We start from the raw sequence: 16,868 nt of genomic DNA on the forward strand, positions 1-16,868 counted from the left end.
CATATGGAAAATCACTTGATACCTGTTGGAACACACCCTATTGAAGTAGGGCATTATTTACTCCCAACCAAAGAAGTACTCCGCCTAATGGATAATCTCAAAAAAATTGTACTGAACCGATTACCAGGAATGATAGTCTATGGTCGTCCGCGTCTTGGAAAGACCACTGCATTAAAGTTTGCATTAGAAAATCTGCCACATTTTATAAATGCACCAATTCCAATCTTCATAGCCAATAGCAACTCGTATAGATTTCCCAGTGAAGAGAAGTTCTACGCAGATCTCCTACATGATTTTCAATTTCCGTTTATAGCAAGAAGAAAACCTGGTGAATTGCGGAATCAAATTGTTAATTTGTTAAAAGAAAAAGCTGAATTGTCTCGTTTAAGAAGGGTTATTTTGATTATGGATGAGGCGCATCACCTAACAGAATCACATTATCATTGGTTAATGGACATCTATAACCAACTAGATCGTGAGAAAATCAGTATGTCTGTAATTTGCGTAGGTCAAGAAGAATTGCTCACAAGAAGAACGTTCTTCTTAGGACAACGTAAGTCTCAGATCATTGGACGTTTTATGACACATGAGCATCGTTTTTTCGGTATTACTTCCTTAGATGATTTTAGAGCAGTTCTTCGTTGCTACGATTCACCTGAAATATCTGCATATCCTGAAAACAGTGATTGGAGTTTCACTAGATATTTTTTTCGGGAAGGTTATGAGAAAGGTCATCGGTTGGAAAATGATGCTGCTTTAATTTATCAACAATTTCAAAATCTTCGAAGAGAGCACGGAGTGAATTCAAAACTTGAGATTCCTATGGAGTATTTTACGTATACGGTTGAAAATGCTCTGAAAATATATGGAACCCATGGGGAGAAACTTGAATGGATCTCAGCGCAAAATTGGTTAGATTCCATTAAGCTTACAGGCTACATTGAATCTGAAATTTATATGGCTTTAGCAGGTAAAGGTGAATAGAACATGAATGTCGTGTGGAGGAAAGAATGGATATATGAATATGAATCGCCTTGGTCCGTATTTGAAAAAATGGCTTTGGTGAACCTTGCAGATCGAAATGAGATCCTTCAAATCTTTGGCAGTGCTCATGTGAAAAATATTAAACATTACATTGGAGATAAGCAAAGAGAACTATTACAGTTAAATGGATTTCACCTCGAAAGGCTTCATCAAACGCTGGATTTTAACTTGCAAGAACACAATTTTAAGAGTATTCAGTCGTTAATAGCACCATTTTCTGAATTATATAGTTCCTGGGAGCATTGGTTTCATCGTGAATTGCATTGGTGTTCGAAGTGTATGGAGGGGGGGTATCATTCTTGGCTGCATCAGTGTAAACTTCTTGATGAATGCGCATTTCATGATCTTAAATTGAATAATGCTTGTCCTACCTGCAGGTCAACAATACCCTTCTTATTGTCGAATAGACAGTTAGAACATGCATTTCAGTGCAAGTGTGGAAATGCCTTTGCTACTTTTCATATATCCAGCTGGAACGAATGGAGAGGGCCTGACCAAATGAATCCGGCTGTCCTTCGTTGGGTTCAATCAAACCAGGCAAACATGAAGATATCAAATATGCATTCCAAATGGATTATTCATGCACAACATTGCAATTTAAAGCGTTTAGTTACGGATGAACCTGAAGAGATAAAAGTTTTGATTTCAGAAGAATCCGCGCACAGACAGGATTATTTCTCTAACCGTTTCCAAAAAGATTTACTGCAAATCACTTCTAATGCTGTTCAACAAGTTATAGACCGATTATTTCAGAGTACACTTAAGTCTCATCAACATTGCATAACTCAATTGATGGAGCTAAGAAAATCGGATGAAGCGATTGAGTTTCCTGAAATTTGTCCCTATGCCTATGCTTATGTTTTTTGGAGGAAATCTATTTTAAAGGAGGAGCATTTCTATGGCTATAATTCTTTAAGAACAACCTTGACTTCTGATGCTGAACCACTAATAATCAGGGATCTTCTGGAATATTTTTCTGATCAGGTCGTCAATTATCAAATGAAAATCCGTAGAAGTATTGATATGGGGGGGCTTTCCTGGATTCTTGAAAAACTGGTCTTACAGTTCAGTGAGAATTTCTTCTATGCCTGGATGGAGACTGCAGGGAAGAGAAGTAAAGAAATTAGCGTACCTTCTTGGAATGACATTGAGAATATGAGGGATCGCTCGTTTCCACATGTCGCTTTCAAATACAACTTTGATGAGAGCAGCTCATCTAGCAGCATTGAATATTATCATTTGCAAAACAGAGAACCGTTGTTAACTAACAAATGCAATTGCCCGAATCAACATGAAACCGCTAAACAAGATATTCAATTAATGATATCGTATACACCACAAAAAGTTGCCATGCTAAACATGAGTAATCCAAGTGATGAATATAAGATCCTCCAAAAAACAGTCGAGAGATATGTGAAAAAATTAAGTTTTTGAAGCCGTTAATCTGAAAAGATTAACGGTTTTTTTGTGTTTAACTCGGTTTAAAATGAATAGGAAAAGGGGTTTGTAAACGGCAATAGGTACAAGTTCTTGTCCTTTAACGGTACATGTTCTTGTCCCAAACGGCCAAATCAAATAAGAAAGATGCTTAACATAAGGTGATAATGAACATTAAGATACTGATAAAAAACGTCAAGAGACTGTTATAAAATCAAATTTTTGAATCAGTCAGTCTGAAAAGACTGATTGCTCTTATTTATTAACCATAAACCCATAAACTCGGGAGGGTAAAGAGAGAAGTAAACAGCAATAGGTACAAGTTCTTGTCCTTTAACGGTACATGTTCTTGTCCTCCGACAACAAGTTCTTGTCCTCCGACAGGATTTTGATTAAATCGATCTATGACATATGTACAAAATACGAGTTTTGTGAAACAGTTGTTATAATTTAAACGAAACCTCATCATTGCACCTTAGATATAATCAACTCACTTACACTTACATCCCATGGATAAATGTGGCTTTTTCTTTTTATAACCCCCGAGATATTTTTAATTTCGTATGGATAAATATGTGATCCCGCATATTATAATTGTCGTATCACACAACTCAGTTATCTTAAATATAATATGCACTCATTCCAGCTTTATAATGAGCGCATATTATATTTGACTCTCTAAATTTCTTTAATTTTATCCTACGTCATTTTTAATTCTCGTGTACCCAAAATTCAATAATACTGTTCCAGGTATTGGATTCGTTGCCTTGCCCGACATAACGAATGAATTTGGCCTGAATCGGTTCAAATTCAAATGTTTCATAGGCAGCCTGTTTTTTACTAGCCACATTACTCAATACTTTTTGGTAATTAATACCATCTGTTGATATCTCCAAATCAAAATAATTGGATCGCGTATGTCCATTATAGAATTGAATGCTTACCTGCCCTACTTGAGTCTGTTGCTCAAGCTCCAACTGCAGGTATTGTCCCTTTCCATCTGCAGACCATCTGGAGTCTGGATCACGATCAATCGTATGGATCGGCAGATTGCCATCATCTGCACTTGCCGTAACTTTGGTTACAACGGCGAACGGTCCTTCCGGTTCGACCATAGGTTCTTTGACCTCAAATTTCTCCTGTGCCTCGACCGTTACGCCATTAAAGACGCAGCTCACGACGATGTCGACCTTTCCTGCTTTTACCGCATGGAATGTAGTTCCTTCCGTATATCCTATCGTATCATCACTTGATGTGTACGTTACAGGAACATTCAATTCTGCGATGTTTACGATCTCTCCATTATCTAATGTTAGAAACGAGGATAATTCTCCGCTTCCGCCTGCGCTGATTGCATTACCTGCGACTCTCCAGCCGGGTACTGCTTTATTGGGACTTATGGAGATATTCTCTGGAAGTACGGGTGTATCAGCTACCTTAAACTTCACTCGTATGTTCTGGGTGTGACCCCGATACGATACAGTGATCTCTCCGGTTCCATTAGTCCCTTGCGGTTGCTTAATTTTAACCTTTGCATCCTTGGCATAAGCTTTTGCAGAGATGATCGGCGTTTCGGTTGTGCCATAAGGCAAAGTATGAACGTAATCCGTTCTTAAGAACTGCATACCCTCTATAGCTTCGCCATTCACCAACAGGGATTGAAGCCCCAGATGAAGATCTTTGATTCGTTTCTTGCTCTGATCCTGATATAAACTTTGCGGGGATAAACGATCGCCCTCACCAATGCCTTCCGCCATATCAAATGGCTGCGTATTCGCATCCGGAATGGAACCGACAATGTTGACGTTCACGCCGGTGTCCTTTCCTTTGGTTCCAATGACATATCCATTCCCGAATTGTTCTGATTCTACAATAACACCGGATTTACTAGGGTGTGCCGCCTGACCTGTCGTATTCCAGAACACACTTTCAGTGGTTACCACCCCATGACGATTCGTTTCGGATGATCCATAATCACGTGTAATGGCAGAGATCCCGTCTCCGTTAACTACCAGGTTGTCGATCAGGTTTGCCATGCTTAAATACATATGAAAATCAGTTAATAATGAAGGTTTCTCAGAATACGAACCTTGCAGGACATTCCCGTTCGCAGAGAAGTTGGCATATGTGAAGCTATGTCTAGCTCCTATTGCCTTACTATTCTTAATGAGATTATCATTGCCAATAAATTGATATAAATAACCGTTCCCATTTGCCCCACGATACTGCGGGTACTGCATGGTTACATGATCTACTGTGACGTTCTTTGTACGATCCAGAATAATCCCTTTGGATAGCAGATGGTAATCTGTATTGCCAGCTGGCTTATAGGTATTAATATTTCGAATCCAGCTGTTGGCCACTGCAATCACATTGACCGCTTTGGCATTATCGGCTTCATATCCAGCAGTCCCAACGACTTTGAAGTCATCTTCACCAAGCCCCGACTTCGCATTTTGAATGTTTGCGATCGAGAAATCCTCCAAACCTACTTCGACAATCGGATCTGCGGTCTGACTAATCGTAATATCATCGCGGAGCTTCATTGGATAACGCGTTGGAATGTCTAGCGTAATCGTTTTGTTCTCTGAATCTACGCCCACGATTTGGCGATAGAATAACGGTTCTACTTTCCCGAGACGGGACGACCACTTGTTTTGCATGCCAAGTTCACGTAAGAAACCCGGCGTCGTTTCGAATGAAATGACCACGTAATCATTCACCGCAAATCCGCTTGTGTCCTCAACGGGTAGCAGGACGGTTGGATCAGTAACCGACTTGCGAAGTTTCGTAGAAATTCCGGTTTTCTTCCAATCTCCGTTACCGATTCGAATAATATCCTTGTTTTTCATATTTTGCTGTGCATTATAGATATGAGTCTTATTCATCCCGTCACCTTTCAGGACCACACGACTTGCAGGAATGTTTAGTGAATAATCTTTGCCGTCCTGAGGGTTAACCTGATATGTACCCTTGGGAAGATACACGACACCCCCACCTAACGCAACAGCAGCATCAATTGCCTTTTGAATAGCCTGTGTTGCGTCACGACCCCCTGAAGGATCGGCAAAATAAGGTGATTTGGTAACGTCAATACGTTTGTTCTTAGCCGTTTTTGGTAGTTCTGTTTCCCCGCGCTGATAACCGGCATACGAAAAGTCATGCAGAAACCTTCCCTGTTCATCTTTAAATCCAGGATACCAATCGTTTGGATAGAGTCTGCTTCTGCCATCCGTACCCAGAGATAGATTCTCACCCGCAAGATCAATAGATGGCTGTGAGTCACCCTCTGACGCTCGTACCTCCTGGGTTCCTGGTACAGACAATCCAACGGCCAACGTAAATGCCAACAATAAAAAAGGCCACTTTCTACGCATGCTTTCGTTCTCCTCCTTTTGGATTTCAGAGTATGTGAGCGGTTTCAAGAAACCCTATAGTCACCTCCGATTCTGCTCAAGCAAGAGTCATGTGCATGCCAACTCAGCATGTCATAACCGATTGTAGAGCACGAGGGAACGAAATTACATCAACAAAAACGACACTCCAATGCCCATTTTATACAATATAAGGGTTTATTTAGAGGATACAGCGCGATTATATCGCTCTAACGCCTGTTGTTGAATCTCAATCGCACGATCAATCTGTAATGACTTGATTTGCTCGACATACGTATCGAATGCATCCAACGGCTCAATGCCAAAAATGATTTTAAGCGACATCTCGTCCACCACTTTGTTCACTTCCTGCATGATGACTGACATCTCCGTGCTTTCTTTCTCGGTTTTGGGCAGAGTTGGTACCTGATGCAGAACAGCATCCGTACTGGACCATAACTGCACCGCCTCTTTCTGTTCCGGCAAAATATAATATTGTTCCATATATCGCGTATCCTGTACAAATGGACCGAAATAACTCGCTCTCGTGTACATCGCAAGCGCTTGTGCCGGCGACCACTTATCAGGGTTTTTCAAAATAGTCTCGGTATACGTCGGATACCCGTCCTTCATCTTAAAACTAACACCTTCAATGCCAAAGTTGAACAGCAAATGTCCATCAGGCCCATACCCGTAGTCCAACATTCGTGCTGCTTCTTCTACATGATGACTGTTGCTGGATATGGCGACTCCACTGGAACCGATCGCGGGAGCAAGTTGACCAAATTTCGGGCGATCTCCTTTATTCATGACAGGATATGGCGCTGGCACAAGCTTTGCATGGGGATCTGTCTCCTGCAAGATGGGTAGCCATGTACCAATCCCCGCCCCTGCATTCCAGATACTCGCGCCGCTGCGTCCTGTGGTCATGTTTGTATCCTGAGTCTCCGAATCGACGGCAGCTAGATTCTTGTCAATGAGTCCCTCCGCATACCATTCACGAAATAAAGATAGGAACGCCTTATATTCAGGTTCTTGTGCCCCAAACTTAATGTGGCCATCTTCCACGTAGAACCCCTTTTTAATGCCAAAAGCGCCAATAAAACCGCCGCCTTCGATACCAAACAACGGATTCGGAACACCTAGAAAAGTAAGCGGAGCGTCAGCTCCCTTTTTGTTCTTAAATGCCTGAAGCATCGTATGCCATTCGTCAATCGTTGTTGGCACATCAAGTCCAAGTTCATCCAGCCAGTCCTTTCGGATAATCGGCCCTTGATAGGTTCGTAGCTTATCATCTCCCTGGATAAAAGGAAACGCGTAATAACTTCCGTTCGCTGTGCGAATCTGCATATCAATGTCTGGATGCTCCGTCAGGTACTGCTTCAGATGAGGTGCGTATTGATCAATAACATCGTTTAATCTCAGAATATATCCGTCTTTGATCGCTTTCTCCGGCCCACCGGGATAATTGCTCCACTCGTATTCAATCATATCTGGGAGCTCTCCGGACGTAAGCAGCACATTAATCGCTTCTTTGGCCTGATTGGCTGGAGGCCGGATGAATTGAAGGTTGACTCCGGTTCTCCGCTGCCACTCCTGAAAAAAAGGAACTTCATTGAAGCTGGACTTAATGCTTGCTGCATTGCCATTCAATTCTGCCCAGTAGGTTAATTTTCCATCGTCATTGGGTGAAGCAATTGAGACGGTCTGGTACTCTGATGAGCCGGAACGTTCATCCAGCTTGGCATCCGAATCTGTCCCGTTCTGATCGCAAGCAGTCAGCATGCCAAGCAGTAGGATGAATCCTGTCAACTTTGCTATGAATGCCAACTTCCTCTTTACGTTCATGTTCCGGTCTCCTTTCAAATCAATCAACTGATTTCTTTATATTTACCTGGCGTAATGCCTTCGTATTTCTTGAATACCCGGATGAAAGTTGCTGCATCGTTATACCCGACCATTCGGGATATTTCTGTAATGGATTCCTGTTTATGTTCAATCATTTCTTTAGCCTGTCGGATACGGCACTTATGAATGCAGTCCAGCAGACCCTCACCAGTCTGATTCTTGAAGAGTTTGGACAAGTAACTGCCCTTCAGCTCAAAATGTTCACCAATGGCGTTGACGTTCAAATTCACGTCTGTATAGTTATTCTCAATATACTGCGTGACTTGGGTACTGAGATGACGCAGGGAATCCTCACGTTCTTGTGATACATTCGTTGCGCGTTTGTCAGCGGCATAGGAACATACCTCCTCAAGCAAGTTCTGCAATGCCTCCTGCATCTCCTGAATGGTATCCCCAGCAATAATGTCCTCAATCCGATGCGGGTATTGGGTTAGCGTATGGTTATCCCTGTCCCCCAGATCATTGATAGCCTTGATCATTGTACCTACCAGGTTAAAAATCAGGCAACGTGCAAGTGTGAGCGACATAATCGGTTTATCAAAATTTCGCTCTGTAATCTCGTTCATATAAGCGCTGGCTTGGTCGGTATCTCCCGCTTTGATGAAATTAAGAAGCTGCTGTTCCACCTGAAGCGGATAGTAGTAGCCAAACGGGTCATCCGCCATTGCATCGATGCGGACATCGCCATAGGTAATGATACCTTTTTTGCCAAGCACCATTTTGTATTCCATCGCGTCTACAGCTTCCTGGTATGCTTCGGCGATACCAATCCACGACGTATGGCGTCCACTGATGGAAATCGTCAATTCCATATCATAACGTTCCAGGAATCGCTGCGCTTCTGCCGCAATGTGATGAAGATCCTGGTTCCAATCCGAAGAATCCGCTTTCATATTTACAAGGCAGACCATCATATCATCAACTTCAGCCACATATCCGACGTGCTGACGCTCTGAAGCCAGTTCTTCAACCACATTGGAAATAATGAGATGGATTAGCTTGTTTCGTTCGTTGATATCAATACCCGGCAGCTTTCCATAGAGATTCTCTTCATTCTCGATAACAAATAGGATAACTGCAAATTCACTTGAATACAGCGGCATATGGAATGAACGGAATGCATCTTCATAAGGCACAAGCGTATCCTGTTTGCCTTTGAGAAGCCGATTAATCATATTGGAGCGCAGCACCTGCTGATGTTTCTGCAACTGCTGGGCAATCTCATTCTTTTCTGAACGTGTGTTCATGATGACCTTCTGAATAAACCGAAGTTCGTTCCGATCAGCAGGTTCGTTCTGACTATTTTTGTCTTTTAGTGATTCCACGAGCTGTTGGATTGGGGAGTAATTCCGGCGCATGAAGAACCAGGTCAGTACACCCGCGCTAATGAGACTCACCACGATGCTGATATACGTAAAATTGCGGACATACACTGCCTTTTCCCAATATAGGCTGCTGGGAATAATCAATGCGTACTTGAGATCGGATACCGCAGAGTCCATGTAGAACATCTCCGACTTGCCTACCTTGGCGTTATCCAATTGAACCTGATTGCCATTCATGAATGGCTTCAATTCCTCTGACCCCGGATGATTGCTCATCAGAATCTCGTTATTCTGGTTCAGAATCAGCAGCGTGGCATCACTAAAACCTGAAATGCTCTCAATTGCTTCCTGGAATCTTCGCGTATCCGCCATGACGACAACCGTACCGGTCTCTTGACCATTCAAATCATCAGGCAGGCGTGTAATGTATGCAATGGAAGACTCCGCCGGAGCTGCATTCTGATGTGGCAGTATGACGAACTGATTCGTCTCTGTACCCAGAATCTGATCCCGCCACGCTTCGAAAGACATTGCACCTGTGTTATGTATGGTATGAAATGCCGTTCGCATATCCCGAATATTACCTGAACGGAGAATGGATTGATCTTTTTTCCACACGACGTAGAATTCATCGATGGATGCGTAGGATGTTTTATAGAGACGGAGTTCCTTTACCAGTTGGTATGCCGTATACGGCGCCTCTTTGGCCGGCTGATTGGAATACATCAACGTTTGCAGATTTGGGCTCCACGTCATCTCCATGTTTAACCGCTTCATCAGATCAACTTGTGTATCGATTGTATATCGCATCTGCTTCAATAAAGAATCGTTGGCTCGATGTATTTCACTCTTCAAAGTCTCATTTGCTTGCATGTAAATAACCAAACTGATCAGAATCGGCACAATCAAAACAGCACTGTAAGAGACAAGCCAGGTTACAATTATGCTTTCTCGTTTTTGCCACAAATATCTAATGTTTAGCAACAACTCATCACCCAACTCTTCGTAGATTATCTATGTTTGGATCAGGAATTTATTATAACGGTAAGAGCGCAATTGGGATATAGATAAAAAGTTCAATTCGATTGACAAAAAGGGTAGCCACCACCGATTTTTCCCGTCAAATCAAGCACAAATAGCCCGAATAGACTAATTTCGTCTATCGGGCATTCGGTATCAAATCGGTATCAAGTTGAGAATGTTATTTAAATATTCTTAGAATTTTTTTAGAAAATGCGATGCTTCCAACCGTTTAGTTTGGCACTCGCCTCGACGTAGAAATAGTCACCGTAAATGAGCGAGACGTTTACGTTCTGACCTGCCGGTTTATGACCGGTTCCCTCGAGAAGCATACCTTCGTGCTCAGGAAGATCCCAGGTTCCATAATGATCCCGCAGGGAACTCAGGATACGTTTGGCAACGGTGGCATAGAGTCTGCCTTCTGGATCAGGAAGAACATCTGCAAGCTCAAGCAATCCGGAAGCAGCAATGGCACCAGCGGAGCTGTCTCGTGGGATCTCCTCCCCTTCTTCGGGCTCAGCACGGAAATCCCAATGCGGAACGCTATCCTCGGGCAGGCTGGAAATGAAGAAGTTCGCCACACGCTGTGCAGCATCCAGATATGACGGGTCCTCTGTATAACGATACGTATTCGTTAATCCATATAAAGCCCACGCCGCTCCCCGACTCCATGCCGAATCCGGCGCCGCTCCCTGTCCACCTATCGCTTCTGCACGTTCACCTGTCTCGGGATCAAATCGAATGATGTGATGCACAGAACCATCTTCCCGCACAAATTGCTTCATGACCATATCCGCATGAGCTTTGGCGATATGGCTGAAACGAGGATCTCCACTTTCCTCAGACGCCCAGAAGAGCAATGACAGGTTCATCATGGTGTCGATGATTGACCAGCCCAGCATGTCTCCATTCCAAGCCCGGATGAAGCCGCCTTTGGTATTGAAACGGCCAGCCAGAAAGTTGGCGGCAAATAAGGCACGCCTTGCGGCATCGGTATCTCCGGTGAGCTTGTATTTGATGACAGCCGTAGGCAGGAAATGAAAGCCCACGTCGTGATCAAAGTAGTTGTTTTCTAGAAAACGTTCCGATAGTCGCTCATCCCAATTCCATGCAGCCTCTTTATATTTCTCATCACCCGTCATATCGTACACAATCCATAATATGCCCGGCCAGAATCCCGAGGTCCACCAATCGATTCTCATGTCGTCATAGATGCCATTTGCTCCTGCGACATGCGGAGACTTATCACCTATGGCTGCAAGCATCTGATCGGCTTTACTTTTAATCTGATCCCATACGTCCTTGTTCACTTCATTTAATACGCTCATGTACCTTCATACCTCCTTACCGTTCTTTAATTCTCTAATCTAACCTTTCAATGAACCAACCATGACACCTTTCACGAAAAAGCGCTGCAAAAACGGATAGATGCACAGGATGGGTATCGTCGCTACCATAATCGTCGCATACTTGATGGTTTCCCCGATCTGGAAACGATCCCCAGCCGATGCACCGGCCGACATGCTCTCTGTAGAATTGGCGATCAGAATCTCACGCAGCACCAATTGTAATGGGAACAGTTCTCGGCTTTTGATAAATACTGATGCATAGAACCACCCGTTCCACTTATCGACCGCGTAATACAGAATCATCACGGCAATGACTGGCATGGACAACGGAATAATGATACGGAACAAAATGGTGAAGTGATTCGCTCCATCAATCTTGGCCGACTCTTCCAGGCTATCTGGTATGCCCATAAATGACGTTCGCATGATGATCAGGTTAAATGTGCTGATGGCAAAAGGCAGAATGGTCGACCACAATGTATCTAACAGGCCAACACCTTTTACGACCAGGTACAGTGGAATCAACCCGCCGCCAAAGAACATCGTGAACACGATAAAGAACATGAACACCTTGTTCCACATCACGTGTTTACGGGATAGCACATATGCACCAAGCGCAGTCATGAACAGGTTGACGATAACACCGAACACAAGAATAAACAATGTATTGCGGAAACCTGTGGCTATACCTGGATTGGCAAGTACACTCTTGTAAGCTTCCAGACTGAACCCGACCGGCTTCCACAGGAGGCCTTTGTTTGCTAACAGCTGCGCCGAATCACTTAAGGACGCGAATAACACGTAGAGCAGCGGATACAATGTGACGATGACGAGCAGGATTAGAAATGTATAATTGAAGATCGTAAAGATTCGGTCAAACCAACCGCTTTCCTTAATCAAAGTTACCACCTCACCATAAGCTGTTTTGACTCACTCTGCGGCTGATATAGTTCGCCGAAATCAGAAGAACGAGATTGATCACCGAGTTAAATAGACCAACTGCCGAGCTGTAACTCCATCCGAACTCCAACAATCCCTTTCGATATACGAAGGAGGAGATTACGTCAGCCGTTTCATAGGTCACCGGATTATAAAGGAGAATGATTTTCTCGAACCCGACATTCAGCATATTACCCATCCGGAGAATGAACATGATCGTAATAATAGGCAGCAATCCGGGTAGCGTAATGTGAAACATTTGCTTGAGACGGCTCGCTCCGTCTATCTTAGCCGCTTCATACTGCTCCAGGTCGATGCTCATCAACGCAGCAATATAGATAATGGATTCCCAACCGATCCGCTGCCATATTTCAGACAGAACATAGATCGGACGGAACAGCTCCGGCTTTTGCAGCATCGCCTGACCGTCATATCCAAGCATCATGATCAGACGGTTGATTAGACCATCCGCGTTCGTGAAGTCTGTAATAATACCGCATATGACGACGAGAGAGATGAAATAAGGCATATACGTTATCGTCTGAACGACCCGCTTGAACGTGCGCTTGCGTACTTCATTAATGAGCAGCGCCAGAATAATCGGTGCGGGGAATTCGAAGACCAGTGTGTACAAACTGATAAGAAGGGTGTTCTTCAGAACACGCAAGAAATAATAACTGTTGAAAAACTCTTCAAAGTGCTTCAGCCCAACCCAATCACTCCCCAAAATACCCTTCATCGGAGAATAATCTTTAAAGGCAATAATTGCGCCGTACATCGGACCGTAATGAAATATTAAATAATATCCAATAACGGGAATCATCATGATGTACAAATACTTGTTCATCATGAAGTCCCGCACGAACCGGCTTCTAAAGGATTGACGATTGCTCATGATGTACCTTTTCACCTCTTTTCAATCGGGAGGGCTAGAGCCCTCCCCTTTTACAATTACCGGTTGTTGTAGCGTTCGAGTGCTGCTGTTTGGATTTCAATCGCTCGATCCAGATGTAACGATTTCATTTTCGCGACATAGCTCTCAAATTGATCCACTGGTTCGTTACCCAGAATGATCTTGATGGTCATCTCATCGACGAGTGTGTTGATATCATTCATGATGGTCGCGTATTCGGAGCTCTCTTCAGGTGTAGGTGTGATTGAAGGCAGATTATATTTGGCGGCCTGTGTATTCTTCCATACATCAATGGCATCACGCTGAGTCTGTAATGCAAAGAACTGCTCGGCATAACGTTTGTCTTGAACGAATGGACCGTTATAGCTGCTGCGGGCATATAGTGAAATCGCTTGTGCAGGAGCGAGTTTATCCGGATTCTTTAGCAGCAAGTCCGTGAATTTCGGATAATCTCCTTCCAAGTTATAGCTGACACCCTCTTCACCGAAGTTGAAGAACATGTGCCCTTCCTCACTGTAGCCGTAATCCAGCATGCGAACGGCAAGTTCCGGGTCCTTGGCTGCTGTTGTGATGGCAACCGTACCTTCCGAGGCATAACCCTGGTTAAGCTGGCCGAATTTAGGAATATCCCCTTTTTTAAGCACCGGATATGGTGCGGCGACCAGAACGGCATCCGGATCATTTGCTTCTACGAGCGGTTGCCATTTGCCGATACCTCCGCCTGCGTTACCGACACTAGCGCCAGTAGCACCCGAAGCGAGGTTACCGTCAACGGATTTGGTATCGGCTGTTGAGATGTTTTTATCAATCAGACCTTCTTTGTACCATTCCTGGAATAACGTCAAGTATTCTTTGAAACCTTCTTCCGCAGGACCAAATTTGACCTGTCCGTCTTCCTGATAGAATCCGCGGTTTACACCGAAGGCGCCAAGGAAAGCACCATTACCGGAATCGTTAAAAAATCGTGGCTTACTTACAACAGAGAACGGAGCGGCTGCGTCTTTTTTCTCTTTGAAGGCTCTCAGAGTTGTTGTCCACTCATCAATCGTTTCCGGAACAGGCAGTCCCAGCTCATCCAGCCAATCCTTACGAATGATTGGACCCTGGAAGACACGCAGGTACTCATCTCCCCGAATGAACGGGAATACATAGTAGCTGCCACTGTCCGTTTTGACCATCTTGTCGATGTCCGGATTGTCCTGCAGGTATTTCTTCAGATTCGGAGCATACTGGTCAATTAGATCGTTCAGCTTGAGGATATAACCATCATTGATGGCTTTTTCCGGTCCACCAGGGAAATCTCCGATAAAATTGTACTCCAGCATGTCAGGCAAATCCCCGGAAGCCAGCATCACGTTAAAGGATTCTCTGACCTGACCGGTCGGTGGTGCCGTGAATTTGAGTGGCACGCCGGTTTTTTCCTGCCATTTTTGAAAGAATGGAATTTCGCTGTGCGAATTTTTGACCCCGATCAAGTTTCCGTTAATTTCACCCCAGTACGTAAGCGTCTTATCCGTTTGAATTGGATAGGTTGTTGCTTCCGTTGATCCGCTTGGTGTGCCTTTTTCAGCATCGCCCGTTTTACTGTCTCCGGACGAACACCCCAGGATCGTTGTACCTAATAACAGGATCATCAAACTCGTAGATAACACTTTTCTTCTCATGGACCTTATCCTCCACCTTTTGGGAATGTCTGTGCTCTACCTCAGAGTAAGGGAGAGCGCATTGTAGCGATATTCGCAAAAGATGAAATGACATGTTGATTTCGTCAGAACCAAATGATCATTTAGCCAAAACGATAGACGAATTCTCTATATAATCTTCTGCCATGCCTTGATTTTGCAGTGTTGGCGCGGGTTTGTGACTGTACTTATGGCAGCACAAAAAAACAGACCATGAACAAGGTTCATCGTCTGTAACGTGGGTGAATATGAGTGGATTGGAACATAAACAATATTTGTGCCGGGGATTACCTTCGCATTTTTAGTCCCAAACAACTTCGGTACCTGCGATAAAATCATGGATTGCACGTTTGTCTTCTCGTACAGCAACCATGATGACACTCGCAATGAAACCAATGCCAAATGTGATTCCATATATCAGTCCTGCAACAACAACTCGCATGAGCATGGTTCCAATTCCAGGGGGCTCATGTGTATCGTATTTTCGAATTCGAATTCCGCAAATACGTTTTCCTATCGTTCGGCCACTCCATAATACAGGTAATAAAATGGAATATAATCCACTCAGTAGTTTAGCTAAAGGCTCGTCATTATCATAATTTCCAGTCAGTACACCTACAATAATGGCTAAAGGGATTGAAACGATAATTCCATCTAACAAGTTTGCTCCTAATCTAACCCAAAAACCTGCTTCTCTCAAATGAATGCCTCCTTTCATATGGATTTAGTTGAATGTATGTAGACACATATCCATGTAGTATAACAGAAAAATATTCCATTAAGTTCTTAATCATCCTATTCAAGGAATCGAGAAAGGCTCCTCAACTTTTGTTGAGAAGCCTTTTCATGGCGAACCTTTTAACTTTTAAATCTTTTGTTATATTTCTATTCAGCGTTACTTCTGTCCTTCCAAAATCAGGTTACCCAAACGATCCATGAGTTCCATCCGTCCCATAGCCGTATAAGAATAATTGTAGTTATCTACACTGGAGATTTTATAAATCTTCCCATCCTTGACGGCATTCATGTTATTCCACACCTTGCTGTCTTCCATCTTGTTCTCGCTATTCTCCATCAGCACCAGCTGGTCCGGATTGACGGAGATTAACGCCTCTATACTGATCTGTTTGCCTCCCCAGCCTTCGGGCTCAGGAATACCTTCTGTGCGTTTTAGTCCCCACTCGCCGTACAACATCTCTGCCGCACCTTTATTCGAATAGATCACCAGATTGTTAGGATAGGTTTCGATGACCGCAAAAGATTCACCGTTCACAGCCGATTCGAGTTTTTGCTTCCACTCAGCCGACTTTGCATCATATTTAGCCAGGAACTCATCCTTTTTGGTTTCTTCTCCGAACGTATCTGCTAGGAACGTCAGACGTTCTCTCCAATCATAATACGAGTATGGCAAAACAATTGTCGGTGCAATTAAGGATAAGGTTTCATACTGATCTGTATTAAAATCCTTTCCCAGAATGATCAGATCCGGGTTCGACGCAGTCACCGCTTCTATACTGAATTTGCTGCCCAGCCACCCCAGAACCACGGTATTTGCATCCAACTTGTCTTTAAGGGGTGGAGTGATCTGATCCTGCTGCCCATAATCGGCGCTGGTCGTAGCGACAGGCGTTTTGCCAACGATGAGTAATTCCTCTGTTGAGCCGGACAGATCCACAATCCGCTGCGGATTAAGGGGGATTGTAACTTCCTCTCCATTTGGATTGGTGATGACTTTCGTTGTCGCTTGCGCCGTTCCCTCTGACGAACTAACCTCCTGACTGCTTGTCTGATCCGTTCCACAAGCCGTAAGCATCAGCATGGAGCATAGGGCAATCCATATATAAATTCGTTTTAACATTTAAATTATTCTCCTTTTG

Annotated in this window: 11 protein-coding genes; 2 read left to right on the forward strand and 9 right to left on the reverse strand. The window is 43.7% G+C overall.

What is annotated here, in order from left to right:
- The first annotated feature begins 3 nt into the window (after window positions 1–3).
- Both CS562_RS04085 and CS562_RS04090 read left to right on the forward strand, forming a co-directional pair.
- Complete coding sequence (locus CS562_RS04085) at window positions 4–984, forward strand: AAA family ATPase (RefSeq protein WP_099853832.1); 981 nt, start codon at window positions 4–6, stop codon at window positions 982–984.
- Window positions 985–987: 3 nt separating this feature from the next.
- Entirely contained in the window at window positions 988–2,478 is a 1,491-nt protein-coding gene (locus tag CS562_RS04090; RefSeq protein WP_099853834.1) for a hypothetical protein, read from the forward strand.
- Window positions 2,479–3,191: 713 nt separating this feature from the next.
- Here the strand turns inward: CS562_RS04090 and CS562_RS04095 are convergent.
- The 9 genes from CS562_RS04095 to CS562_RS04135 form a co-directional block, all read right to left on the reverse strand.
- Window positions 3,192–5,858, reverse strand: coding sequence for a discoidin domain-containing protein (locus tag CS562_RS04095; protein WP_099853836.1), 2,667 nt, complete (start codon window positions 5,856–5,858; stop codon window positions 3,192–3,194).
- Window positions 5,859–6,053: 195 nt separating this feature from the next.
- Window positions 6,054–7,703 (reverse strand): extracellular solute-binding protein, encoded by a 1,650-nt coding sequence (locus CS562_RS04100; RefSeq protein WP_180287023.1) that lies wholly within the window; start codon window positions 7,701–7,703, stop codon window positions 6,054–6,056.
- A 23-nt stretch (window positions 7,704–7,726) separates the two neighbouring features.
- Window positions 7,727–10,072 (reverse strand): helix-turn-helix domain-containing protein, encoded by a 2,346-nt coding sequence (locus CS562_RS04105; RefSeq protein ID WP_180287024.1) that lies wholly within the window; start codon window positions 10,070–10,072, stop codon window positions 7,727–7,729.
- A gap of 242 nt (window positions 10,073–10,314) precedes the next feature.
- Window positions 10,315–11,373 (reverse strand): glycoside hydrolase family 88 protein, encoded by a 1,059-nt coding sequence (locus tag CS562_RS04110; protein ID WP_373561690.1) that lies wholly within the window; start codon window positions 11,371–11,373, stop codon window positions 10,315–10,317.
- A 102-nt stretch (window positions 11,374–11,475) separates the two neighbouring features.
- Window positions 11,476–12,357: a carbohydrate ABC transporter permease gene (locus tag CS562_RS04115; protein WP_099853842.1), complete on the reverse strand. Its 882-nt coding sequence runs from the start codon at window positions 12,355–12,357 to the stop codon at window positions 11,476–11,478.
- 10 nt (window positions 12,358–12,367) lie between these two features.
- Entirely contained in the window at window positions 12,368–13,291 is a 924-nt protein-coding gene (locus CS562_RS04120; protein WP_072732961.1) for an ABC transporter permease, read from the reverse strand.
- Between the two features lie 56 nt (window positions 13,292–13,347).
- Window positions 13,348–14,973: an extracellular solute-binding protein gene (locus CS562_RS04125; RefSeq protein ID WP_099853844.1), complete on the reverse strand. Its 1,626-nt coding sequence runs from the start codon at window positions 14,971–14,973 to the stop codon at window positions 13,348–13,350.
- Between the two features lie 319 nt (window positions 14,974–15,292).
- Window positions 15,293–15,691, reverse strand: coding sequence for an RDD family protein (locus CS562_RS04130; RefSeq protein ID WP_373561678.1), 399 nt, complete (start codon window positions 15,689–15,691; stop codon window positions 15,293–15,295).
- A gap of 195 nt (window positions 15,692–15,886) precedes the next feature.
- Window positions 15,887–16,849 (reverse strand): ABC transporter substrate-binding protein, encoded by a 963-nt coding sequence (locus CS562_RS04135; protein ID WP_257219348.1) that lies wholly within the window; start codon window positions 16,847–16,849, stop codon window positions 15,887–15,889.
- Window positions 16,850–16,868 lie beyond the last annotated feature (19 nt).

It is taken from the genome of Paenibacillus sp. LK1 (assembly GCF_002750415.1).
Taxonomy (GTDB): domain Bacteria; phylum Bacillota; class Bacilli; order Paenibacillales; family Paenibacillaceae; genus Paenibacillus; species Paenibacillus taichungensis.